This is a genomic window from Shewanella ulleungensis, assembly GCF_014648315.1.
In the GTDB taxonomy this organism is placed as follows: domain Bacteria; phylum Pseudomonadota; class Gammaproteobacteria; order Enterobacterales; family Shewanellaceae; genus Shewanella; species Shewanella ulleungensis.
This window is the reverse complement of the sequence record NZ_BMQW01000002.1, coordinates 254482-280806: the sequence shown is the minus strand read 5'-3', so window position 1 is coordinate 280806 and position 26325 is coordinate 254482. Positions and strand designations below refer to the sequence as shown.

Below are 26325 nucleotides of genomic sequence, written 5' to 3'. Positions count from 1 at the left end.
CTCTAAAAACAAAAAACGGGATGGCTTTATCAAAGCCCATCCCGTTTTTGTATCAATGCTTAGTGGTTAATTTAGCACTTCACTTTAATGCTTATTGACCAAGCGCTGGTGTGCGAGGTGGAATAACGCGCTTGTTGCCCGTTGATTCAAATGCACTAGCAAAACTTAAGAGCTTGTTGTCATCATAAGCTCGGCCTGCAAACGTTAACCCAACTGGCATGCCAATATCAGCCATCACGCCCATTGGCACAGTCACTGTCGGCACACCTAAGTGACGAATCGCCAAGTTGCCATTAGCAACCCAAACACCATTACTCCATGCGATATCAGCTGAAGCGGGATTTACATGCGCATCAGCAGGGCCCACATCTGCAACCGTTGGGAACAACACGGCATCGAGTTTGAGCTCGTCCATCCAGTCTTCTAGGTCCAACTTGCGTGTTTTTTCTAAGCCGCGCAAACCGTCCGGTACGCTGTCAATTTGGTTATACGACTTAAGCCCTCTTTTAGCCATGTTGACGTATTCATCCATGCCTGCGGCTAAATCACCTTCACGATTTGGCAAGGTGCCTAAGTCATGCGGGAAAATCAAATGGCCGTTCACGTCAGACAGTTTGTTCAGTTTAGGGTCATTATTGGCGCGCAAAAACTCATCTAAAGCCCAACCAGAAAGCTCCCACAGTTCATCCTCAAGAAACTCAGGCGTCACTATGCCGCGGTTGTAAACGGTCGGTGCACCTGGGCGGTCACCTTCGCAATTTGATACCAGTGGGAAATCAACTTCAATGACTTCAGCCCCAGCGGCCTCCAATACTTTACGAGCAGCCTCACAAAGGTCAATTACCGATGCTCGGGTATTAATACGCTGACCCGTTGGGCCGCCAATACCTGGGTTTTCGCTGGTGCCAGCCAATTCATCTTTATTGATAAACATACGTGGCAAGCCGAAACGCTTACCTTTTAAGGTGTCAGCTTGAGCCGCAAGATCCAAATAAGATTGTGGACGCACACTTGAGGCTTTCGGGATCTCACCCCAAGGTTGCAAGCGCCATAAGTCGCCGCGAGTAATGGGGTCGTCGGCAACAATCACATCAAGCACTTCGAGCATATCTGACATGGTGCGAGTGTAAGGCACCACGACATCCATAGTCGGTGTCAGTGGCCAGTTACCGCGCACAGAAATTACCCCGCGCGAAGGCGTGTAGGCACACAAACCGTTATTTGATGCAGGGCCTCGGCCGCTCGACCATGTCTCTTCAGCTAAGCCAAACGCAGAATAACTTGCGGCAGTACCGGTACCGGCACCATTAGAAGAGCCAGAAGCAAAAGGCGCGGTAAGGTAATTGGCATTGTATGGGCTTTCAGCACGGCCATAATGACCGCGTTGCATACCACCATTAGCCATAGGTGGCATATTGGTTTTACCTAAGCATATAGCTCCTGCTTCACGCAGACGTTCAACGGCAAAAGCATCGTATTGGGCCACTAAATCTTTAAATGCTGGGCTGCCCGACGCCGCCGTTAACCCCTTAACGAGGTAGCTGTCTTTTGCGGTATAAGGAATGCCATCTAGTGGGCTCAATGTTTCGCCACGAGCCCTTCGTGCATCTGACGCCTCGGCTTCTTTTAGCGCCTCTTGATTGCGCACTACCAATGCATTGAGCTTTGTCTCTGTCGCTGGGCCGTCATAAGCATCAACTCGCGCTAAATATGACTGCACGAGTTCAACCGATGTAGTACGGCCCGACTCTAGCGCGGCACGCAACTCGGAAATAGAAATTTCAGTGACTTCGAACATATTAAAACCTCTTCTTTAAGCCCATGGCTTTTAAAAGTAATTATTTAGAAAGACAGTGACTTAACTTTCACTGTCTGTCTTTTTATTTTGGTCTTGATCTAGGTTTTTATTTACTGTCCAGAGGGGATCTGTTGGGTAATACAGTGAATATTACCGCCGCCCAATAAAATTTCACGAGCAGGCACACCGACAATCTCATACTCTGGGAAAATATCTTGCAATTTTTGTGCAGCGATATCATCTGTTGCAGGGTCTAGCAGTGGGAATACAATGCGCTGATTGGTGATTAAAAAGTTCACATATGAGCCAGCCAAACGCTCACCCGCCGTACGTGGCACACCCGTACCCACTTCTACGCCTTGGGCTTCTTCTTCAGTGCAATACAAAGGACCCGGTTGTGGCATTAAATGGATTTTTAACTTACGGCCTTGTGCATCTACCGCATTTTGTAACACATCTAAAGCCGCTTTTGAGCGAGGATACTGCGGATCACTTTCATCGTCAGTCCAGTGTAAAACCACTTCTCCGGGGCGAGCAAAACAGCACATATTATCGATATGTCCGTCGGTTTCATCCATGTATACGCCGTCTTCTAACCAGATAAACTGCTGCACATTTAAATACTCAGACAAATAAGCCTCTATTTGCTCACGAGTTAGATCTGGGTTGCGGTTGCTGTTAAGTAAACACTCAGCACTGGTCATGCAGGTGCCTTCACCATCGACATGAATTGAACCACCTTCAAGAATAAGCGGGGCACGATAAGCAGCAAAACTATGTTGTGCATTCATTTGTTGAGCAACTTGCTCGTCTTTATCCCATGGAGAATATAAACCGCCGTTATGACCACCCCAGGCATTAAAGCCCCAATCAATACCGCGGCATTCGCCCTTGGCATTCACCACAACAGTAGGGCCAGTATCACGGGCCCAACAATCGTCGCTGTCGATTTCGACCAAGGTGACATGAGCAGGCATAACCGTCTTAGCTTGTGTTAAAAACGCCTTTGGAACACCCATGTATACAGGTGTAACGGCACCAATGGCATCTGCTACTTTTGCAAATGTAGCTTGAGCATAAGCCCCAGCTGAGCGCCAGTTATCTGGGCGATATGGCCAAAGCATCCACACAGCTTGCTGCGCAGCCCATTCGGCTGGCATATAAAAACCATCTTGCGATGGCTTTGTAGATAATTGCGTGGCATCCACATTCGCGTTTGTCATGAATTTTGTCTCCAGTAATGCTGAAATCTATAAGTTTGAACGCCCTAATAAAAGACGACAGAAAAGAAATACAGCTAATATCAATCAAATAAAAAACAGATTTGCCGCATCCATCACACAGATAATTAGGCCAAAATTGCCACGCCTTTACTAGGTGAGTTTGAGCTTCGTAGTAATATGGTAGATATCATATCATTTATGACTGTTTGCGCTAAATAGTTGTATGCAGGGCATGGATAACAATTTTTAAGATATGAAACTTGTGAATTTATTCATAGCAAGATAATTATTAATCGGCGAAATGAGTCAATCGGCAAATGGGGGCAAGACACTCAAGTAGAACAGGTTAATGCTGTTGAGAAGATGATCGTCTCCCATGTTGTGAGTAAAACAGGGCAAAAAAAGCCTCCTTTGTAGAAGGAGGCTTTACACATAAGGTTAAATCGAACTAATGACGCGTTGAGTTGAAACGTCTGCGGGTTAATAACAGGCCAAAGACACCCCATAACAATTCAATGAACCCGACACTACCACCACTGCTACTGCCAGAAGTCGTCGTTGTTGGTACAAGGACTCCCACAGTTACTGGGTCGACAATGGTGCCGTTTGCCATACCATCTTCATCAAGGTCTCCGCCATCAGTGATACTCACTTGTATCAAATTATCACCAATCAGATCCCAATCAGTGCCGTTAACCTCAACCGTCGTACCGTCAGCCTTAACTTTAAGCAACACAAAATCGTCTGGTAATGAACTGCCGAAATTAATAGTAACGACAATCGTACTCCCTTCTGCAAGACCCGTAACGTTATAGCTAAATTGCGGCATAGGGTAAGTATACTCAGTCCCAGTTGCTGTGGTTTTAGACACAACAAGGCCAGTCACACTGCCCTGATCAACAGTAATAGGTCGGGTTATATTGTAAATAGCGGTGCCATCATCAAGTATCGTAACAGGAGCGCCTGCATCTTCAAGATCAGCTTCTGCACGATATCGCACCACGGTGTCCTCATAACCTGCAGCATCTGTTGAGGACTCCATCCATACGGCATACAAATTGTCACCGTTGGGCTTCATTCTGAGTTGTGACTCAAAGTCAGCTTCCCCCTCAGGGTCTAACGGAACCGTAATATTGGCAGATAACAATTTGAGTGGCTCGTAAGTGCGACCGCCATCTCTGGTTTTTGTCACAAACACATCAAGCTCTGTACCAGTACCAATATGAGCTAAGGTATTTTTAATAGAGCCCCACGCTAAAATAAAGGTATTAGGGTCTTGGCAATTTTCTCCGTCAGGCGCATTAACAACATCACAGGCAGACGTACTGTTAGGAGCCCCCACAATACGCGGCTCTTTAATATCCACTTCAAACGCTGGTAAATAGTTGGTCATGTTTTGGGTACCAGTCCAAGTATGGCCACCGTCATAACTTCGACGAGTAAAGAAGTTATAGTTATCTTCAGTAGTGTACTTAGCCAATGCCCAATCTGATGTATAGCTATAACCAAACAAGATAATATCACCGTTAATAGCACCACGATGTGCTCGGGCATCTTCAAGGTTATTATTCTCGGTCGTGATGCTTAAGGCCTCAATCGTCTTAGTTGTATCGTCTGTGGTGACTTCTGCGATAGCATTAGTACTTAGGTTGATTGCAACTGAGTTGTTGATACGATCGGATAATGTGACTGGTGGTATGCTATCTCGCTCATTATCTGTTAAATAATAATGACAACCACCCGCTTCTTCATAGGTCACATCTAAAACAGCATCACCGTCGGCAACGTCAACTACATTACCAATACCATCAACGTAACCTCCAACACCATTGGGATATACCACGGTTCCGGTAGATGTCAGCACATAACGGGTGAAGGTTGTAAAACTGGTATCGACAACAGGGGTAAAATCAAGCGGTGTTAAGCCTGTGTTAGTGGCATCCTCTCCCACAACACCAATACGGCCCATGATGTCAGAAGGGCCACCCTGGTCATATGCTCCTTCTTTCCAGAAAACCATCAACTTGGTACCGCTTTGATTAATGGCTTCATCCATGCCTGCGACTTGATTATAGAAAAAGCGAACTCGTCGAGCATTTTCCCCAGGATTACTCAGTACGCAACCTATACGTGCAGGGTCTTCCCAATCGGGTGACTGGTATACATCACTGACCACGCCTTCAGTATCTGGGTAGGCATTTTGTATATCTTCATTACTATAAACAGTGCCATCATCGGTGTAATTCCCCTTCGCTCCAGGTTGATTCTGGTTTTGAGAATTATCCGTTGAGCTGCCGCCTTTTTGTAAACCAGAGCTGAATGCGACATTAATATAACTTGCGGGAGGATTGTCGAAAGTAAAACGGTGATAACGTACAACTTTACCAAAATCAACACCTTCACCACCGCCCTTAGTTTCTTCATAAGCAATAATCGTCACAGGTTTTTGTCCAGGTACCTGCACCAAACCTAAGTTGGCCCGTGATGCACCTTCTTTACCCGTTTCAACCAATAAGGGCTGGTTGTCAGCACACTCTGGTTTAGTCGCACAAACTGGGTCAAGGTAGCCCGTTAGCTCTGTAACGACGTCATCGCCTTCACGTTTTTTAAACGTTTTGAAGTTATTAGTCACACGAGAAACATTGGCAGCAAATGAAATATCAGCAAGCGCAGGTGCTTTCATGTCGTCAATATAGGTGTACCAAATATCGGTACCTTTATTGACATTCGCACCACTGGCACCATCACCAGGGCCATCTGCATCTCCGGTTTTTAAGCCTTCAGGATCTTCTTGCCAGGAAACGTTCCAGGCCACTTTAGTACCATCACTATAAGTGGTTGCATGCGGTGTATTTTGCTTGGCATCTCGTTCACCAAAGCTTAATTGCTCGCGCTTCCACGTGCCTCCTGTGGGAGTATTATTTGCATCGACTGCACTCGGATTTTTAGTATAAGCAATATAAGTACAGCTAAAAGGCAACTGTCGTCCATCACGATCAATATAGGTAGATGCTCCTTGATGGTAGTTATAATCTGGTAAGTCATCATCAAGGCTAGCGCTATCTGTGCCTATTGCAGGGCAGTATTTATCATCCCATGTTACAGCGACATAACCACTCGCGGCAAAGATGCTAGGTTTACCTGAGTCACCGTAAAAATCAGCAAGAGAAACACCGCCATTACCATCTGTTACCCAATTACTTTTTTTTGATATTTTTCGTGCTGTATCAGAGATATTGACCGGCAGACTCCAGCTAATACCGTCATCTTTGGATACGCGTATAAAAATATCCTGTGCAGGATGTTCTTTTTGCGCTTTTACGTCATAAACTGTCTGGCTTTGGCTGTTGCCATAAGCATATGCACTGACTAAATCGCCATTAGGTAGTCTGACAATTTTACCTTTTGACGCTAAATCCTCAGTGAGTACACCACCTTCATCTTGTGGTGATATGGCAAGCACATCACTTGCAAAGGCAATTGAACACGTTGCGGTTGCAAGATAAGCAGCGGCCATACAATAGAGTAGTCGTTTAAATTTCATAATAAAATTTCCTTATTGTCATTATTCAATGAAAAATCTTATTGTTTTATTGCTATCACTTAACCCCAATTAAGTGGATAATTTGTATACAGCAATGACCGCGCCACAATAATACCCGCACAAAAAATTCTCGATAAATACTGATAAATATCAACTTTATGTGCTTGATTGATATGAATTGCTTTGGAATTTGTTAACATAATTGTCATAAGTGACAATGATGTTGACAGAAATGGAGGTCGCCATGCATATCAGCCTTAACGATATCAATGATGATGTTGTCAGTATGCTCAATGCCTATGAGTGCCCAGCCATTTTAATCACGCCGGAATATCAAATATTGGCAAGTAATCAACGTTACCTTGACAGTTATGGAGCGATAGATTTAAGCCGACCTGCGTATTGTTTTAAGGTGTCACATTCTCACAAAGTACCCTGTGATCAAGCCGGAGAGGCTTGCCCATTGTCTGTAGCATATATTTCTAAACAAAAAGAGCGCGTATTACACATCCACCATTCTCCACGTGGAAAAGAGCATGTAGACATAGAAATTCTGCCGATAATTGATGCAAAGGGAGAACCTAAATTTTTTGTCGAACTATTAAAGTCTGTCACTCAAGCCAATCCTAAGATTGGTAATAATGAAATGGTCGGTGCTAGCCCTAATTTTAATCAACTAGTCGAAAATATTACCCGTGTAGCTCCCACAGAAGCATCAGTATTATTAGTGGGCGAAACGGGTACCGGTAAAGAAATTGCAGCATCTGCGGTACATTTAGCGAGTAACAGAAAAGACAATCCAATGGTGATATTAGAATGCTCAGGGTTGACAGAAACCTTGTTTGAAAGTGAGTTGTTTGGCCATATAAAAGGGGCTTTTACCGGCGCACTGTATAACAAAAAAGGGCTAGTTGAAGTGGCTCACGGCGGAACATTGTTTTTAGATGAAATTGGTGACGTACCTTATGAATTACAAATCAAATTATTACGTCTTATTGAAACCGGCACATATCGCCCTGTGGGCAGTAGAGAAACAAAGCGCTCAGATTTCAGACTGATTTGTGCAACACACCAAGATATTTTTGCCATGGTAGAGCGTGGCGAATTTAGGCGAGATTTGTACTATCGTATTAATGTATTTCCGATCCACATCCCTTCTTTAAATGAACGTAAGGAGGATATCCCCCTGTTAGCAAAAAGCATCCTGCAACGTATAGATGAAAGTGGTCAATACACTGTGACAGATTGCGCCATAAACCTCCTTAAACAACATGATTTTATTGGAAATGTTCGAGAGCTACGTAATATATTGTCTCGCGCATTGGTATTGTCAAACACTCCGATTCTAGACTGTAATGTGATTAAAACCTGCCTCGAAATCGATCGTGAAATAAGAGGGGATTTAGAGTCTATTATTGATTTAAAAAGTAATGAGATTAAGTACCTGAAGCGTTTAATTGACAGTGTCGATGGTGATAAAGATAAGGCCGCTGCATTAGCGGGGATTAGTACACGCTCTTTGTATCGAAAAATACAATAGATATAGAGTTATATCGAGAATGCGATATGAGCGATTTAAAAACAAAACAGGCCATTTCGACCTGTTTCAAGCAATTCGCACACGCTATTCAACTTAGTAAGCAACACTAATACGTTGGTTAATATGCTTGGCACTTTCAGCTTCATCAAGCATAGCTTTAGCATAATCGACTACTGACACACGGCTTTGACCTTGTGCATCAGTAAAGAACTCATCGCCACCTAAACGGTATGGCGCTTCAGACTCACCCGGGAAAATGATCGCTGCAGGGCTAACGTAAGTCCACTTAGCAGCAGAGTCAGTGCTGCGAAATACAGCAAGTGCCTCACCTTGCGCAATGGCTTCAGCTTTGTATTCTTCAGGAAACTCAGGTGTTGATACCAACGTCACACCAGGGGCAACTTCTAAACTTCCAGCGCCTCCAACCCATAACAAACGCGGCACACCTGCTTGTGGTAAATGTTGTAATAATTGCGCTGCAGTTTGTGCCACAACCTCATGGTTTTGCGCGGCACGGCCACTGACCGATGCTATTACCACATCAACATCTGCAAATGCAGTTGCAATGTCTTGTGCTGACATTTGAGTAATATCAAGGGTTCGTACGTTAATATCTTGGCTAACTTTGCTGGCGTCACGTACAACGGCAATCACTTCGTGGCCACGACTCATCGCTTCTTGGGTAATCGTGCCGCCAATCCAACCTGTTGCGCCTAATACTGCTATTTTCATGTTTTGTCTCTCTCTGGTCATTAACAATGGAGCCAGTTTATAGACGACAAGATATGAGATAAATAGCCATTTATGCACCTAATTGTTTCTATATTTGATACCAATTGGGGTGTGAAAATAATAAATAAAGCAATCTAAACAGCTAAAAGTAACGTATCTAATTTAAATAGGGATAATAAAAGGTTTCAAACAGCCCTTTGTCTCACTAACTGTGTTGAATGAAGTTGCAATAGGCTAGCTATTGACGCGTTAATTTGCATTGTTAGCAAAACACATGACAAGTTTGAAATAGTTTAAAACTAATTTTTTGATATTAAACATTTTTTCATCTCTTATACCGAGTTCAGGTTATTTACTCATTTAGTCATCACGAGGCTTTAGGTTCATGCTCACTAGCCCCAAACAAGCAATTAATATTGTCTGGTTTAAACGCGACTTGCGCTTGTCTGATCATCCGCCTTTAGTTAATGCATTTAATCACCATTTGCCTTGCTTACTGATATACAACTTTGAGCCATTGATGCTTGAAGACTCGCATTATAATGATCGTCATTGGCGCTTTGTTTGGCAATCACTGCAAGATATGAATCAACAACTTAGCCGCTATAATGGCCAGGTACATGTGTTTGCCATGCCAATGCTGAACTTACTCGAAAAGCTGGCTGAAATCTTTACCATTAACACGTTATTTAGCCATCAGGAAATCGGCCTAAACAATACCTTTGAGCGCGATAAAGCCGTTGCCAATTGGTGCCACCAGCGAGAAGTTCACTGGCAACAATCTCCCACAGGAGCAGTCATTCGTGGACGTCGACACCGCCAGGCTTGGGATCAGCATTGGCAACAAGTAATGGCCAGCCCTATTGCTGTACCTAACTGGCAGCAGTGCCAATTTCAGCCGTTTACAGATAACCCAGCCGTTGAGCTTAAGGCCGAAATAACTGAGCCAAACGATAACTTCCAACCCGGAGGTCCTAAACAAGCCAGAGCGATACTGACGAGTTTTTTAACTCATCGTGCTAAAGAGTATCAGCGCAGCATTTCAAGCCCAAGCTTGAGTCGAACCCACTGCTCGCGTTTATCACCGTATTTAGCATGGGGCAACATTAGTTTAAAGCAGGTTTATCAGGCAACAATGAGTCGTTATTACGAGATACAGACCAACAATAGAGCCTGGAAAAAACCTTTGTTGGCAATGATGTCACGCTTACATTGGCACTGTCATTTTATGCAAAAATTTGAAAGCCAATGCAGTATGGAATTTACCGCAGTTAATCCGGGCTATGAAGATTTTCCTTATCGTGATGATGATAATGTCACTCAAGATATTCAGCGTTGGACAGAAGGTCAAACTGGCATTCCAATTATCGATGCTTGCATGCGTTGTTTGCGTCAAACTGGCTATATTAATTTTAGAATGCGCGCCATGTTGGTCAGCTTTGTGACACACCATCTTAATATTGCCTGGCAACATGCTAGTTTGCCTTTAGCCAATTACTTTCTTGATTTCGAGCCAGGTATTCATTATCCCCAATTGCAAATGCAAGCGTCGGTTACGGGCATTAATACAATCAGGTTATACAATCCGATAAAGCAGTCACAAGACCAGGACCCACGTGGCGACTTTATTCGCCAATGGTGCCCAGAGCTCGCCCCATTACCCAATGAATACATCCACCAGCCATGGTTACAGCCGCCAATGGAAGCCATTTTTAACGATGTGGTGTTAGGTCGTGATTACCCAGAGCCAATGATTGATCTCACCTTAGCATCGCAAGCCGCTCGCGATCGTTTATGGTCATATCGCGACAAACCGCAAGTACAACAGCATATTGCAGCAGTGTTAACACGGCACGTGCGTCCAAAGCCTAAACGCATTAGGAAACAGCATGGCACATAGAAAACCTCATCTTGAGCATAAAACCTGTCTCGTTTGCCTGCGCCCTTTTGCTTGGCGTAAAAAATGGGCTAAAGACTGGGAACATGTTAAGTATTGCTCTGAACGATGCCGTCGTCACAAAGCTGATTAAAGGGAATAAAATGACAACCGTTTACAACACTATTTCAGCGTCACTATCGCCGCAAACTCAAACATTGCGGCTCATTTTAGGCGATCAACTCAATGCCTCCCACAGTTGGTTTAAACAAGTCGACCCGACTGTGGTTTATGTGATTGCTGAGTTAAAGCAAGAAACAGCTTACGTTAAACATCATGTACAAAAAGTATGTGCTTTTTTTTCTGCCATGGCGCAGTTTGCCGATGCTTTAGCACACTGCGGCCACCAGGTGATGCACCTAACGTTAGATGAAACCCAACCATTTACTGATCTGCCAACATTGCTGGAGCAAATCTGCACGCAACATAAGCTCAATACAATTGAATATCAACAACCTGATGAATACCGTTTAGCCAAGCAACTAGACGAATTATCATTGGCTGGCGTTAATAACACTTGTCATGACAGCGAGCATTTTTTATTGCCTTTTGACGATATTAAACGTGAGTTTACCGCTAATAAGCACGTTAAAATGGAGTTCTTTTATCGGCGCATGCGCAAACGCTTTAATGTACTGATGCAAGATGATGAGCCCTTAGGCGGGCAATGGAATTTTGACCAACAAAATCGTGAACATTTAAAAAAAACCGACCTTAAAGATATTCCGTCTCCCTTGTTATTTGCCAATGACGTGAGCGAAATAATTAGCCGGCTCGAGCGGCATCAAGTCGTAACCATAGGTAAAGCTGAAAACCAACTATTGTGGCCTGTTAATCGCCGTCAATCTCGGCAGCTACTTGATTATTTTTGCCAGCATTTATTAATCCGCTTTGGTCGCTTTCAAGATGCTATGACCGAAAATAGCAAAGCAGATTGGAGCCTGTATCATTCGCGATTATCGTTTGCCATTAACGCGAAGATCCTTTCGCCAAGCGAAGTGATAAATAAAGTCATTAGCCACTGGCAAGCTAATCAAACAGAGATATCACTGACACAAGTGGAAGGATTTGTGCGGCAAATTTTAGGCTGGCGCGAATATGTCCGCGGGATTTATTGGATCAATATGCCCAGCTATGCGACTAAAAATGCCTTGCTAGCACATAGGCCATTACCGGAATATTTTTGGACCGCAAAAACCAAGATGAACTGTATGCACCACGCCATTCAGCAGTCGCTCGATTATGCCTATGCTCATCATATTCAACGCTTAATGGTAACTGGCTGTTTTAGTTTATTAGCAGGGATCAATCCAGATGAAGTCGATCAATGGTATCTAGGCATTTACATTGATGCCATTGAATGGGTAGAAATGCCTAACACCCGTGGTATGACTCAATTTGCCGACGGCGGTATTGTCGCCACTAAACCCTATGCGGCAAGTGGCAACTATTTGAACAAAATGGGCGACTATTGCAAGACGTGCCATTACAATGTCAAACTCAAAACAGAGGATAACGCTTGTCCATTCAATAGTTTATATTGGCACTTTATTCAGCGGCATCAACAACAATTTGACCGTAATCCACGCATGACGATGGTGTATAAAAACTGGCAAAAGATGGATACTGGCACTCAACAAGCCATCATCAACAAAGCAGAAGTGCTGTTAGCAAACCTCGACAACTTATAAGCTCACGCAAAGCAATCACCAGGAGAGTCATGGACAAGATATCAGCCATACGCAGCTTTGTTGAAGTCGCCAGTTGCGGCAGTTTTACTCAAGCTGCCGAACAGCTAGGGTTAAGCCGCTTGCAGGTGTCTCGGCATATTAAAGACGTTGAGCAATGGTTAGCTTTACGTCTGTTACACCGCACTACTCGGCGCGTGAGTTTGACCCTGCAAGGCGAAGAAGCACTCAACTATTGCCAGCGTATATTAAGCGAAGTTGCCGCCATGGAGAGCCGTGCAAACAGCCATAACAATGAGCTGGTAGGCAGTATCCGCATAGCTTCACCCATTGGCCTTGGACAACATAAGCTTTTTGATGTAGTAGAGGCGTTTTGCCGCCAACACCCTCAAGTTAATATTCAATTAGTGCTGTCAGATAATGTATCGCAGCTAGTAAATGACCGAGTCGATATCGCTCTACGTTATACCCACCAGCCAGATGAAAGTTTAATTGCTAGGCGTTTAATGCACATCGACAATGTCATTTGTGCCTCGCCTGACTACCTCACAAATCATTCAGTCATATTGTCAGTTAACGACTTATTGCAACACAATTGTTTACGTCACTCCAGCCAACAATGTTGGGAAGTCATTATCGATTCACACTCGCATTTATTGGATGTAAAAGGCAATTTACAAGCTAACGACATGGGCGTGTTAATCAATGCTGCACTTCGAGGTAATGGTATAGTGTGTTTGCCTACCGATTTAGCAAACCACTATTTGCAGCGAGGTGAGTTGATAGAAGTGCTACCCAATACGACGGCACCGGGCAAAACATTATGGGCAGTCTATTTATCACGCAGTTACCAACAAACTGTTGTCAGATCCTTTATCGATTTCACCGCCAATGCTTGGCAACAAGATATTAAAAAGTGGCAGGCCTAATGAGCTCAATACTCATCATTAATGCCATGTTTAGTATTAGAGATGATATTAATTAAGAGTCGTTGTAATTGCTCTGGTTTATCAAGACTGACATCGTGGCCACAGTCATCTATTTTGTATAACTGAGTTTGATAAAATAGCGCTAATTTTTCACTGCATTTGGGATGAGCGAGTTTGTCTTGATTAGCAACAATTACGCTGACAGGTACAGTGTGAATCGCTGGGCTATGAAAACGCGCACAAGCATACAGCTGGCGTAACCCATTGACCAATGAGGTGTGACATTGCAACCTTAATAAACTCCATGCAGTAATCACCTCAATATTTTGGCCAAAGTGCTTGCTAGTAAAGGCCAACACGATTGCCTCTAACCAATCGTGTTTATTGCTAGCATCACAATTGGATAAATAAACACGTAATACTCTCGTGCTCACTGTATAGAGCGAAGCCAATAAACCCCATAATTGAAATCGATAATACCAAGGCGATAAATTAGTCGCGCTGCTATTAATCAACACTACATGTTCAATACGGGCAGGCCTTTGCGCCGCCATCGTTAACGCCAACATCCCCCCCATAGATAACCCTACCAAAACGACTTTAATTTGGCAGGGCACCTTACCTTGCTTGAGTAAAGCATCATCAATTTGTTGCCATACCGCATTACTATAGTCTTGCATGCATGTTGGACTAGTCTGATTAACCAATGTGCCATTACCAGGCAAATCTACGCTAATCACATTGATATCTCGTTGAGCTAAATCTTGATCAAAACCATACCAATGACGACTGTCACGCATTAACCCTCTAAGTAACACCAAGGTAGTCATGGTTTATCCTCACTTAGACTTTTTAGACCAGAATCGATTTGCTTGATGAGTCAATTGGCTCAGCTGTGTAGGCTTAATCTGTTCCACTATTTGGGCATAAGCCGCATCGACTAGAAACTGCATTAATACCACGTGGCGTCTTAAAATTCGTTGATGTCGATGGTTTTTTTGCGGATTAAAGTAACCCGGAAAACTGAGTAGCTGACGTGGGTTTTTACGCACCCAAGCCCAAGAGCCCATTTCTAAAGTGAGCGGAATAAATGGTTTTTTAGTCGTATTACTCGCAACCAGATAATCCCAAATGTCTCCGTGAGTACGATAAAAATGACTTTGTGGTGCTAAGCGATAATGGCCATGATGAGGGTAGCCTTTTTCAAACAGTTGCATTAAATGGTAAATATACCCTATATCATTAAAGGGTTGCCTGGTATGTGCATGAGGGAACCACACATGGTCTAACAGGCCAAAACCAGAGTGGGCATCTAACACAATCACGCTACTGCTTTCTTGTTGCAATTGTTGTACATATTTCACTAATGCTTGGGTTTCTAATTCCATGCCATTTTTACCACGATACCATGGCAAACGTGGAGATATGCGTTGACCTCCCACGAGAAAGGTCACATCTTCATCAGAATCAATAGGAGCATTTCGCATTAAATCTACATTATTTGCATTACCCCTACTGCCGCGTAAAAAACCTGCAGGATTCACAACTGGCACAAAAGCTAAACGCACGTGCTTGAGTAATTGCTGTAAATGAGTATCCCACGGCAAACGATTGAGTAGGCTGTCTAAAAACGCCAATATCACCTGAGCTCCAATGCGCTCTACACCATGCACCCCCCCAACAAATAATACCGTCGGACATGATTGCTGTTGCTGACCAAGCTCAATAGCTGTAACCGATAACTTTTCCCCTCGAAAATACAGTTCCGCCAACGACTGATGTCGAAATAGCTCTTGGTGTTGCGCAATTAAACGCTTTAATGTGTCAATTTCGAAACGATGTTCAAACGAAAACTTACCCATTAGTTACTGACTTTTCATCCTAATCATTTAACTCAATCTGCTCAACTAAATGACCCTAGCAACTAAATAAGTCACCTTGATGACCATTGACTAATTTAAACAACAAGCCACTCTGATTAACAATCATCACAAAAACAGAACAAATCAATATAGATCAAATAATTAGAAAATTAATATTCGCTTTGGCGACTTAACTCACATTAGCCCAAATGCAGAGGTTTTATGATGAGTTAAAAATAAATAGGACAACAAAGGCATTCAGTAATGAGCACAGTTGAATCAATCACCTTAATGCTGGCTTTAGTTTATAGCACCAGTTTATTGTATTGGAGCGGAAAGAAATGGGGCGCGTTGGTGAGCGCTACCCTACTCGTAGGCGCAACCCTAGCCAGCTTTTTTTGGCCACTACTGCTAATACTATTAGTCGCTGTATTAATTGTCACCGCAGTAGGACAATACCAACCAACATTTGCCAATGCCGAAGGCAGACCCAATACAATACGTGAAATCTGCCAACACTTTTTTGCGTTATCTATTTTGTTAGTCGGGGTGCAATATGCCATTAATGCTGGTTTTTTATACGCAGGAGAAATACCTTGGATAATGCGACCTGATGTCGGCGATGCATTTTTACCGATTGCAGGCGGAATAGAACTTAAAGCAATTTTGACCCTCGGATTATGGGACCAAAACCACCCTGCTGCGGTTGTTATGCTGTGCGTAGTTTTACTGACAGGCATTGTGTGTAAACGCGCTTTTTGTGGCTGGGCCTGTCCACTCGGTTTAGCTGGTGAATACCTTTATAAACTCAGAAAGAAAGTTGTTCATGCAGAATTATTACCTCCAGCATGGATAGATTGGCCACTAAGAATGTTGAAGTATCTGTTATTAGCTGCGCTATGTTATCTAGTGTTTTCAATGCCCTCTGCAAGTATTCCGCACTATTTGTCTGGCAATTATCATAAAGTAGCCGATTTGAAAATGGCGATATTTTTCATGATGCCTTCAATTACCGCATTAATTGGCTTCAGCTTGATTTTTGCCTTAGCGGCATGGCGACGCCAAGGTTTTTGTCGTTACATATGCCCTTATGGCGCATTGCTTGGCATCATGAGTTTTTTAAGCCCATTTAAAATTCGTCGTGATACACAGCATTGTTTAATTGAGTCAAAAGGCATGAGTTGCGATAAGTGCACTCGTGCATGTCCCGCTAACATATCTGTTCATACTCAAAAAAATATTCGCTCCGATGAGTGCCAGGCATGCATGCGCTGCGTATCAGCTTGTCCTAAAAAACAAGCACTACACTTTAGTACTCGCAATGGCATTAAGCTTTCTGCCAGAGGATTATTAATTGTATTGTTAACCATTATGTTTATGTTGCCCCTGTTTGCCTACGTGGGTGGATACTGGCACAGCCAAACACCTGATAACATCAAAATGGAGCTTATTCAAAAACTCGACCGTATCGGGCATTAGCATCCAAGGCGTTTTCAACAACGCTCAATAAAGAGACAACAAAAAGGGCTGCAAATTGCAGCCCTTTTATATCAATCGTTTAAACGATTATGCAGCAGGTGCAGCTTTACGCTTGTTATGTGCAATCAATAAACCAATGAATGCCACCACACCAACAGCGATACCAACAGGTTGGCTTAGCTCTTGTGGTAAACCAAAACCAATACCGGCAGTCATAATGTACGACACGGTTACACAGGTACCAATAATCGCAGGAAGACTCACAATCCAATGGAAGGCACCACGGTCAAACAGGTACTTAGTCGCTAACCACAATACACTGGTTGACAACAACATGTTTGAGAACGCGAAGTAACGCCAGATCAAGGTAAAGTCAATTTTAGTCATAAAGTACGCGATAATTAACACAGGCACAGCAACTAATAAACGGTTGGTCATACTTTGTGGGATCTTAAACGCGTCAATAATCGTTAAACGTAGCGATCTAAATGCAGTATCACCCGAAGTAATTGGGAATACAGCAACGGCGATAATCGCCATAATACCACCCGCAACACCTAAGTAAGTCGTCGCAACTTGGTTAACCACCATACCTGGACCACCTAACGCAAGAATTTCCTTAAGCTCAACATAACCACCTGGGAACGCAGCAATACCCGCTGTTGCCCATACACAAGCAACAATACCTTCAGCAACCATTGCACCGTAGTACACTGGACGAACGTATTTTTCATTGGTTAAACAACGCGCCATAATCGGTGCTTGCGTTGAGTGGAAACCACTAATTGCACCACAGGTAATGGTTACAAATAGTAATGGCCATACAGGTAAACCATCTGGATTAGGTTCAAGTAAGTCATTGTTGTAATGGCTGTGATCAAAGTAAGCAAAAATATCGCCAAACTCAGGTAACTGTGGAGCATTAATTAATAATGCCACGGCAATCGACGTTGTCATCACAATCATTAATGCGCCAAAGAATGGGTATAACTTAGTGATAATCTTGTCTATCGGCAATAATGTTGCAAAGAAGTAGTAAGCTAAAATCACTAACACCCAAAAGGTGTTGTTAGCAAAGATAGTGTCTTTGAAATAATCTAAGTTACTCAACAAACCGGCAGGGCTCATAATGAACACAACGCCAACAAAGAACAGTAACATCGCGGTAAAAATCAACATTGCCGCTTTAAAGTAAATGTTAAAATAATGCCCAGCGATTTCAGGTAAACTTTTACCGTCTTCTTTGATACTCATTACCCCAGAGAAGTAATCGTGTACTGCACCGCCCAAAATGTTCCCCAGAACAATCCAAACTAATGCAATTGGACCATATAACGCACCTAAGATAGGACCAAAAATAGGACCCACTCCCGCGACGTTTAAAAACTGAATCAAAAACGCTTTTGCAGGATGAACGGGCACATAATCCACACCATCATTAAAACGTGTTTGCGGGGTTTGCACCGTAGGATCAATACCAGCTTGTTTTTCAACAAACGGGCTATAAAGCTTGTATGCGAGTAATAGCAACGCAATACAAATGAGGAAAATCAACATGGTTTTATCATCCCATTAATTATAAGAATATATTCAATGTCGATTTTGTTGTAGTTGTGTGTACAGGTCAAGCAACAGTGTCTTATACCAAAGTAGGGGTTGCCAAGTTGAAAGCCTGATAAAACCTAACTATTCTGATGTTTTTATGTATCTTAATCACAGACTTAGAGAGCTAAAAACAAATAATAGACCCATTTTTTATGGGTCTATTATATTAGGTATGACCACTACTTAATTTCGTTGAAAACTCAGTTCGGTAGTCGATTCAAGCGATGCCTGGATGTCGGCCTCGGTAAATAGCAATGGTCGTAATTGCTTTTGAGTAGAGTAAAACTCACTTTGATCATTAAAGCTTGTGCTTAGGGCGTTACTTGATTGTGAATAGGATAATAGCCCTTTTGCCACTGGACCATCATCAGTAAAACTCACCGTCATCATCCAACTTGAGCCGTAGCGAATTTGATAACCTTGTTCGGTTAAACCTGATGCAGCAGCATTACCCGATATCACATCCATTACTGCGGCATAACTGTGCTGCGGGATTAATGTATCGTCACCAGTCAAACTGGTCGAAAACACATTAAAGCCGCCCTCGGCATTATGGCTGCCCGGCCAAGGTAATTTAACCCCTGATGCGCTGCCATCGGGTAGCGACTTTTCAACAAACTGCACTTCACCAAGGCTCGCATCAACACTAAAACCTGCGGCTTCTAGGTTAAAGGCTGCATGAGCTAATGCAACGAGCGCACTACCATCGCTGGCAAGTGTATTTGGTGTCGTTGCTGCGTTGGTATAGTCAAACTCTTGGGTCAACATACTGCTTTGATCAAACAGATGAGCAAATTCGCGGATTAACGCCCCGCCAATACTGTCGTTATCTTGCTTACCATTCCACTCAGTTAACGCAGTGCAAGCAGCACTGAGATCTTTAGACAATGTAGGGCTGACAACAACAGGAGTAGTACCTTGCTCTGCACACTGAGTGAGTAGATCTGCTAATACTAATTCGGCTAAATAGGCTCGATTAGACAATAAGGCACTTTCTAATTCTGCCACAGAAAACTTACCGTCATCACCCGCGGCATCATCCATCAGTGTAAGTCCCATACGAGTGCGCAGAGATAACGGGCCTCGCTCAGGGCCATACATTGGCGAGTAATTTTCTAATGGTTCGGCTAAGTTAGTTGACCAAAATGAGTTATTGGAGTTTTGCACAAAGTCAGTTCGCTCAAGCTTTGGCGCGCGCTCGTATGGCATCGGCTCGCTAAAACTAAACGTTGAGGTATTACCGGGCAATATGGTAAATCCGGCTTGTGCTTTGGCGGCGATAATTGCTGGTGTCGTTTTAATGATATTTACCACAAAATCAGAAAAACCCGGTACCGTTGAATCATCAATATAAAAAGCATTACCTTCTTTATCGGCATACATGGTGTTATTAAAAATCACCCCGTCATAGTTTTTAAAGGCCTGTTGAAACTCATCAAGATTGCTGGCTCGGTTCATTGCTAACCAATGATCGAGTGGGTCTATATTTGCCATGTTGGCATCTTGGATCATAAAGGCTTGACCGTCATCCCAGCCAAAAGGAGCTAATGTTGGCGGGGCTTCAACCATTGGGCCTTTGGCTGTGGTGTAAATGTCTTTTTCAGCCACTAGCATACCAGCAGCACCGGCATTAACTAATACCGAAACGGTTTCTTTCGTAATTGGCATGGCTTCACCATCGAACATATATTGCAGTCTGTCGCCCGCCATTAACTCGAGGTTATACATAACAAAATGTTCTGCTGTTGAAAAAGTATGAGTCCAGGCAACATCTTTATTAAAACCAATATTCACCAAACCAGGCATACCGACCAACGAGCCTCCCATCACGTCAATTTGCCCGGGTATAGTTAAATGAGACTGCCAAAAACGTAAGTTACCTGTATGCGGAAAATGCGGATTACCCAACACCATGCCTTTACCGTTTTCGGTTTTATCTTTGCCTAGCCCCCAACCATTTGAACCTAATTCACGAGGGTTAGTATCGGGCGTGGTGATCGTTGCAGATCTTGCAACTAGTTTACGGTTCATATCGTTAACAAAAGCCGTTTGTGCTGTTGATGCAACAGGACCAACAATGCGTGGTAAGTACTCTTCACCATCTCCAGGATTGGCATAAAAAATGAGATCTAAGAAGTTAGCCGCACCAGGAAGCAGAGCCACCGAAAACAGGTAATTGGCCACATCAACTCCAGTGATGGGTTTGACCCAAGGTTGACCCGCACAAAAAGGTTCTGCTGTTTGCTCACCGGCCTCTACATCAGCTAAAAATTGATTATAGCCAGCGCTAAACCCTTCCATTAAAGCACGTGAGTTATAACTAAATTGATTATATTGAGTTTCGGCAAGCTGTCTGATTTTTAATGCTTTGTAAGCAAAATCTGAGATTAAATTACCGTTATCTTCGCTGGTTGGCAGCCCGGTTGAAAAGTCGATTGAGGCATGCGGGCCAAAATACATTGAACGTTCTGAGTTAGCTTTAATAAATCCATCGGCTATCACACATAAGTTATCTTGTGCTTGAGCATAACCACTACCAAAACCTAAGCTTTCTAAATTATCAGCGGTAATGTGTGGCACGCCATATCGGGTACGGCGGATCTGCGCCTTAAGCGCGCCATTAGGTGCAAAAGCTTGTAATAGTGGTGTGACTTCGGTTTCTGGTGTGGGTTGAGTGCTTTTACTAAAATCAGTGTCATCGCCGCAACCAACGATTAAAACCGTCGATACTACGCCCATAGCGAACATGAGTTTATTAAAATCCATTATTATTATCCTTGTTGTTACCCTTTATTTGGGTGAGGTATTGAATCCTTTATGCCTCAATTCATAACAATAATTGTGATAATAACCCCAGTTACCAGCACGAAAAATATCAACATGAATACAACAAAGACATGAGTGATATTTAAGCAACCAATTAAACATCTGTCTATATGCCGAAATAATTACATACAATTTATCTAACCATTGTGATGTTTGACTTATAATGCCTCAAAAATACATTACATTCGTGTTAACTCAGAGTAAGTTATCAAAGTAGCTATAAAGTATGATTTTAATGAAGCATAGTTCATTATCTCAGAGAGTTAGCTGATACAATGAGCAAGTAAAAACATAAAAATTAACAAAAATAATAACATTGCTCGCTAATATTGCGATTAAGATAACCTGGCTGAGTTAAGGTTCGGCAATTTATTAATTAACACTTACGACACATGTTAATCATGCTCAACCAGAGCTTAACATGAAGTGCATTAAGGGTAAGACATTGAAGATTGTAAACAGATTATTGCTTGGAACCCTACTCGTTTCCCCTTACGTTATTGCAGAAGAGCCTCTTAGCGATCTTGATTTAGATCTCGACTCACTAATGGCAATGGATGTACAAGTCACTTCGGCAATGAAACGAGCTCAATCAGCATTTGATACCGCATCTTCTATTTATGTCTTAACCAAAGAACAAATAACTCATTCAGGTGCAACCTCAATCCCAGAAGCATTAAAGTTAGTTCCTGGGCTTGTGGTCAGGCAACTCGACAACAACCAATGGGCAATCACCTCTCGTGGAGTCGCCTCTCGTTTTTCAGCTAAGTTATTAGTAATGATAGATGGGCAAAGTTTTTATACACCTAAGTTCGCGGCTGTTTATTGGGAAACCCTCAATGTCCCTTTATACGATATAGAACGCATTGAAGTTATACGCGGACAAGGTGGTCTGTTGTGGGGCAGCAATGCCAATAATGGTGTCATAAACATCATCACCAAAAACAGTATTGACACACGCGGTGTATATGCCGATGTGAGCAGTGGCAGCCAAATAAATCATGATGTAAATTTACGATATGGTAGCGATATTGGTAATAAAGGCAGTTTTCGACTCTATGGTCATGTTAGAGATGGCGATGAATCAGATAAAGGCATATCTCTAGAGCCAGCAGACTTTACTGAACAGCAATCTGCAGGAGTTCGATTTGATTTTACTCCAAATGATGAGTGGTCTGGATTAATACAAGGAAACATAACTCAATCGTCCTTAGGTCAAAATTTTCGTGGTGTTATCGATGAAACTAACCGTAATATCTCCTTTACCGACGATTTAGATAGAACCGACTCGCGTGTTATGGCGCGCATTGAAAATCGTATTTCAGCAAATGCCAATCAAATGCTCCAAACCTCTTGGTTAAAACAATCTGGCAGCCAAACATTTTTACAAGAACATTTTGAATCGTTTGATATCGATTACCAAATGAACTTTTTGTACAACGACTTGAAATTAGACTGGGGCCTTAACTACCGCTATAACGACATATCATTTGCTGAAAGCAGTTTTGTTCGCAGTGATGGTGGTTACAATACGCTGCATCAATATGGCGCATTAATTCAAGGGCAATACAGCTTAATCGCTGACGAACTAGACATCATTGTAGGTGCAAAAGTTGAGCATAACGATTTAACCGGCTGGGAAAATCAACCATTAGCCAGACTCGTGTGGAAACCACAAAAAAATCAGGTGATATGGACTTCAATTTCTAAAAGTGTCCGTGTGCCCTCTTTAATTGAGTTTAATGACGACTTTACGATTGACGGTCAACGAGTTGATGAAGTGTCTCCAATCACAACTGGAATTAACGCTATCGATAAATATTACATCAGGACGTATTTGAACGGTAATGAGAACGTTAAGTCAGAAAAATCAGTATCATACGAAGTAGGATATCGCCTCACTCAAGGCTCTTGGGCATTAGATTTATCGGCGTATCACACGAAAGCCAAAGACGTCATTGCAATTACAGTTGATAGTAATATCGAACAATTCTTACCTATCTTTGGGTTACTTCAAGCGGGTCAACTCGACTTAGCAATGCAAAGCTTAACGACTACTTCAATCAATTTTGATATCGTATCAAATGCTCAGGTCACCACGAATGGAGGCGATATTATTTTAACTTGGCAACCCTCTGACATATTCAATGCAGAACTAGGCTATAGCTATAATACCTTTAACTATGATCTTGCTGAAAATACCTTCCCAGCGATTGGATATGACTCAAAAAGTCGACAGTTATTTGCAAAAACAGATATCGAACTATTCGATAATCATCGTCTATTTGCATCAATAAGAGTTGAAAATAGTAATGCTTACGACGTCGATAATTACACTGCGTTAGACTTAACTTGGCAATGGGCATTTCATCAAAACTGGTCAGCAGCCATTATGGGCAAAAATTTATTTGCAGGTTCACACATCGAGTACAGTAATACAGGGGAAACTTTCACCTTGCCAAATTACATCGATGAGAGTGTTACATTTAAATTAATAGCGAAGTTTTAACTCATTCGATGCAAAAAATAAAACGAGTGTTCTTAGGTTTAACGTTACCGCTTTTGCTTATTCAAAGCCAAAGCGTGAATGCTATTGATACCGAATATGCACTTAAAGCTGGATTCTTATTTAATTTTGCTCGTTACAGTGAATGGACAGACACAAGCAACGCCGTTGATCATTTTGTACTTTGTAGCCCAGACCGTGATTTTATAGACATCGCAAGTACAGTTTTAAGTAATCGAAAAGTAAATAACTTACCCATATCAACTAAAACAGTGTCGTTAACAGATGCAGACCTAAGTCAGTGCCAAGTACTGTTTATTACTTCGGACACCTTGAATCAGTGGCTTAATTCCACTTTAGGTAAATTAAATAACATCATGATAGTAGGAGAAACTGAGGATTTTATTACTCAAGGTGGGCAAATCCGATTTTTTCTATCAAGTGGTAAAATTCGCTTTGAGGTCTCGCCGGAAAAGCTCACTGCCGCTCAAATTACTATGAGTTCAAAAGTATTGCGCTTAGGCCGAGTAGTGGAACTATAACGTCATGAAATCACTATTTAGTATCGACACCATTAGTAAAAAGTTATTAATAATGTTAATGAGTGTAGCCATTGTATCGACTATCTCTGTGGCTTTGGTATTTAGCGCCTATGAACTCACCTCAGCTAAGCGCGAACAAATCGAAAGCTTAGAAAGCGTTTCTAATATGTTGTCACCAAACATAACAGCGGCATTATTATTTGATGACCAAGACGCCATTAAAGAGCTCATAAAACCGGTATTATCACGATCTGATATTCTTTCAGTTACCGTCACCAATATTGACGGAAACATCTTGGCTGAATCAACCGCGCCAAACATTGATAAAACAAGTTTAAATGAAACTAGCAAGCTCACTAAAGTTATCACGCCATTATCATTAGATAATCAAGGCTATGGTGAGTTATTTATCATTGCAGACGACAGCTATATCAACGACAGAATACAATTTTATGGAAAATTTTTACTGCTACTATTACTTTCCACATTTGCCGTAAGTTTATTTTTATCGTTAATATTAAGACGAATATTTTTAAGCCCAATCCTTTACCTTTCTGAAATTTCTGAAAAAATTACTACATCAAATGATTATACCTTACGCGCAACAGAGCAATCTAATGATGAAATAGGCCAATTGACCACATGTTTTAATAGCATGCTAGACACCATAGAGCAGCGCGAGACGTTACTCGAAAGCCAAGTCAAACTGCGTACTAAAGAGCTTGAAAAGGCCAATATTCAATTACATGAGTTTGCATACCAAGACGGGTTAACCGACTTACCTAACCGTCGTTACTTTTATAAAAAACTACAATCATTAATTGAAGTCAATAACATGCAATTTGCATTAATCTTTATCGATTTAGATGGCTTTAAAGAAGTTAATGACACATTAGGGCATGATTATGGCGACTTACTGCTACATCAAGTTGCCAAGCGCTTACAAAATTGCGTACGTGCTAATGATACAGTGGCAAGGCTTGGCGGTGATGAGTTTACTTTGATCATAGAAGGCATCAACGATGTTGAGCGAGCGACTGAAATAGCTCAAAAAGTCAAAAATAGCCTAATGCAGAGCATTAATATCAATGGCTCACAAGTACATGTTACCGGTAGTATCGGGTTAACTTTTTACCCAGCTGATGGCCGTAGTGTTGAAGACTTAGTCAAACATGCCGACCAAGCCATGTACTTATCAAAAAGCAAAGGGCGCAATCGTTACGAGTTTTTCTCCTACGTCATTGAGGAGCAAGCTATAGAGAAACGCCGAATTATTGAAGAAATCCGCATTGCGCTTAAAGAAGATCAATTTATATTGTATTACCAACCAATTTTTGACCTTGATGGCATTAATGTAACAAAAGCAGAAGCCCTGATCCGTTGGCTACACCCGCAACAAGGGTTACTTGGTCCAAATGAGTTTATTCCTATTGCAGAACAAAATGGCTTAATTGAACAGATTGGAGACTGGGTCAGAGACAGAGCCATTAAAGATGCTGCTCACTGGTTTAGATTAACCGGAAAAGTCACGCAAGTGAGCGTTAACTGCTCACCGTTACAATTTGATCGTGCGGGATTATGGGTAGACAATTGGATTTTGGCTTGCAATAAAATTGGTTTACCAAGAGATACCATCATTATCGAGATCACAGAAAACACCTTGATGGATCCAGATTCCCCAATCCAACAACAACTGCACCGATTAAGTGACTGTGGTATCGACATTGCAATTGATGACTTTGGCGTAGGCTACTCATCTTTGGCCTACTTACAACGCTTAGATATCGATATTTTAAAGATTGATCGTTCTTTTATTCAACACATGGAAACCAACGAAAATAGCATTGCTTTAATCAGAGCCATTATTACCATGGCCCGCCACTTAAAAGTAAAAGTAGTAGCAGAAGGGGTTGAAACCCAAGGACAACACCAATTACTCCAACAATTGTCGTGTGATTACTTGCAAGGTTTTTTATTCGCCAAGCCAATGCCTAGCGCTCAGTTTACCGATTTATACGTCACCCCTTTAGCCTTAAGAGCCAACTAATCTGTTCTGACTGCGCTTTACTGACCACACGATATTTAATCCGCTGTAATTATCACACCGTTTTACCG

General features: G+C 42.3%; 17 protein-coding genes. 9 read left to right on the top strand and 8 right to left on the bottom strand.

What is annotated here, in order from left to right:
- Positions 1-91 precede the first annotated feature (91 nt).
- The 3 genes from IEY40_RS04955 to IEY40_RS04945 all read right to left on the bottom strand — a co-directional run bounded on the left by IEY40_RS04955 (position 92) and on the right by IEY40_RS04945 (position 6565).
- Positions 92-1798: an amidase gene (locus IEY40_RS04955; RefSeq protein WP_188953936.1), complete on the bottom strand. Its 1707-nt coding sequence runs from the start codon at positions 1796-1798 to the stop codon at positions 92-94.
- A 110-nt stretch (positions 1799-1908) separates the two neighbouring features.
- Positions 1909-3021, bottom strand: coding sequence for an agmatine deiminase (gene aguA, locus IEY40_RS04950; RefSeq protein WP_188953934.1), 1113 nt, complete (start codon positions 3019-3021; stop codon positions 1909-1911).
- 448 nt (positions 3022-3469) lie between these two features.
- On the bottom strand, positions 3470-6565 hold the full coding sequence (locus tag IEY40_RS04945) for a choice-of-anchor O protein (protein ID WP_188953932.1): 3096 nt from the start codon (positions 6563-6565) through the stop codon (positions 3470-3472).
- 244 nt (positions 6566-6809) lie between these two features.
- On the opposite strand from IEY40_RS04945, the gene IEY40_RS04940 reads away from it, so the two are divergent.
- A complete protein-coding gene (locus tag IEY40_RS04940) occupies positions 6810-8105 on the top strand; it encodes a sigma-54 interaction domain-containing protein (RefSeq protein WP_229777011.1) in 1296 nt (431 codons plus the stop codon).
- A gap of 93 nt (positions 8106-8198) precedes the next feature.
- Here IEY40_RS04940 and IEY40_RS04935 read toward each other — a convergent pair whose 3' ends face one another.
- Positions 8199-8837, bottom strand: a complete 639-nt coding sequence (locus IEY40_RS04935) for an NAD(P)-dependent oxidoreductase (RefSeq protein WP_188953929.1) — start codon at positions 8835-8837, stop codon at positions 8199-8201.
- Positions 8838-9222: 385 nt separating this feature from the next.
- Here IEY40_RS04935 and IEY40_RS04930 point away from each other — a divergent pair, with 385 nt between their 5' ends.
- From IEY40_RS04930 to IEY40_RS04915, 4 genes are read left to right on the top strand one after another with little or no spacing between them, the layout of a single operon-like run.
- Positions 9223-10737 carry a cryptochrome/deoxyribodipyrimidine photo-lyase family protein gene (locus IEY40_RS04930; protein WP_188953927.1) on the top strand — a complete coding sequence of 505 codons (1515 nt, stop codon included), beginning with the start codon at positions 9223-9225 and terminating at the stop codon, positions 10735-10737.
- Positions 10727-10867, top strand: coding sequence for a DUF2256 domain-containing protein (locus IEY40_RS04925; protein WP_188953925.1), 141 nt, complete (start codon positions 10727-10729; stop codon positions 10865-10867). Before IEY40_RS04930 ends, IEY40_RS04925 begins: the two co-directional genes overlap by 11 nt.
- Positions 10868-10877: 10 nt before the next feature.
- Entirely contained in the window at positions 10878-12464 is a 1587-nt protein-coding gene (locus tag IEY40_RS04920) for a cryptochrome/photolyase family protein (RefSeq protein WP_188953923.1), read from the top strand.
- 29 nt (positions 12465-12493) lie between these two features.
- Positions 12494-13390 (top strand): LysR family transcriptional regulator, encoded by an 897-nt coding sequence (locus tag IEY40_RS04915; RefSeq protein WP_188953922.1) that lies wholly within the window; start codon positions 12494-12496, stop codon positions 13388-13390.
- Positions 13391-13395: 5 nt separating this feature from the next.
- On the opposite strand, the gene IEY40_RS04910 is transcribed toward IEY40_RS04915, so the two are convergent.
- A complete protein-coding gene (locus IEY40_RS04910; protein WP_188953920.1) occupies positions 13396-14220 on the bottom strand; it encodes an alpha/beta fold hydrolase in 825 nt (274 codons plus the stop codon).
- A gap of 9 nt (positions 14221-14229) precedes the next feature.
- The gene (locus IEY40_RS04905; RefSeq protein WP_188953918.1) at positions 14230-15252 is read right to left on the bottom strand and encodes a DUF2817 domain-containing protein; all 1023 of its coding nucleotides are present in this window, start codon (positions 15250-15252) and stop codon (positions 14230-14232) included.
- Positions 15253-15516: 264 nt separating this feature from the next.
- On the opposite strand from IEY40_RS04905, the gene IEY40_RS04900 reads away from it, so the two are divergent.
- Positions 15517-16731 (top strand): 4Fe-4S binding protein, encoded by a 1215-nt coding sequence (locus tag IEY40_RS04900; RefSeq protein ID WP_188953916.1) that lies wholly within the window; start codon positions 15517-15519, stop codon positions 16729-16731.
- Positions 16732-16818: 87 nt separating this feature from the next.
- Here IEY40_RS04900 and IEY40_RS04895 read toward each other — a convergent pair whose 3' ends face one another.
- The gene (locus tag IEY40_RS04895; protein ID WP_188953914.1) at positions 16819-18288 is read right to left on the bottom strand and encodes a carbon starvation CstA family protein; all 1470 of its coding nucleotides are present in this window, start codon (positions 18286-18288) and stop codon (positions 16819-16821) included.
- A 231-nt stretch (positions 18289-18519) separates the two neighbouring features.
- Positions 18520-21102 (bottom strand): acylase, encoded by a 2583-nt coding sequence (locus tag IEY40_RS04890; protein WP_188953912.1) that lies wholly within the window; start codon positions 21100-21102, stop codon positions 18520-18522.
- Positions 21103-21607: 505 nt separating this feature from the next.
- Between IEY40_RS04890 and IEY40_RS04885 the strand changes: the two genes are divergently transcribed.
- The 3 genes from IEY40_RS04885 to IEY40_RS04875 are packed head-to-tail and all read left to right on the top strand — an operon-like array spanning position 21608 to position 26257.
- A complete protein-coding gene (locus tag IEY40_RS04885; protein ID WP_428848143.1) occupies positions 21608-23671 on the top strand; it encodes a TonB-dependent receptor plug domain-containing protein in 2064 nt (687 codons plus the stop codon).
- 17 nt (positions 23672-23688) lie between these two features.
- Positions 23689-24210 carry a YfiR family protein gene (locus tag IEY40_RS04880; protein WP_487250657.1) on the top strand — a complete coding sequence of 174 codons (522 nt, stop codon included), beginning with the start codon at positions 23689-23691 and terminating at the stop codon, positions 24208-24210.
- 4 nt (positions 24211-24214) lie between these two features.
- The gene (locus IEY40_RS04875; RefSeq protein ID WP_188953906.1) at positions 24215-26257 is read left to right on the top strand and encodes an EAL domain-containing protein; all 2043 of its coding nucleotides are present in this window, start codon (positions 24215-24217) and stop codon (positions 26255-26257) included.
- Positions 26258-26325: the final 68 nt, after the last annotated feature.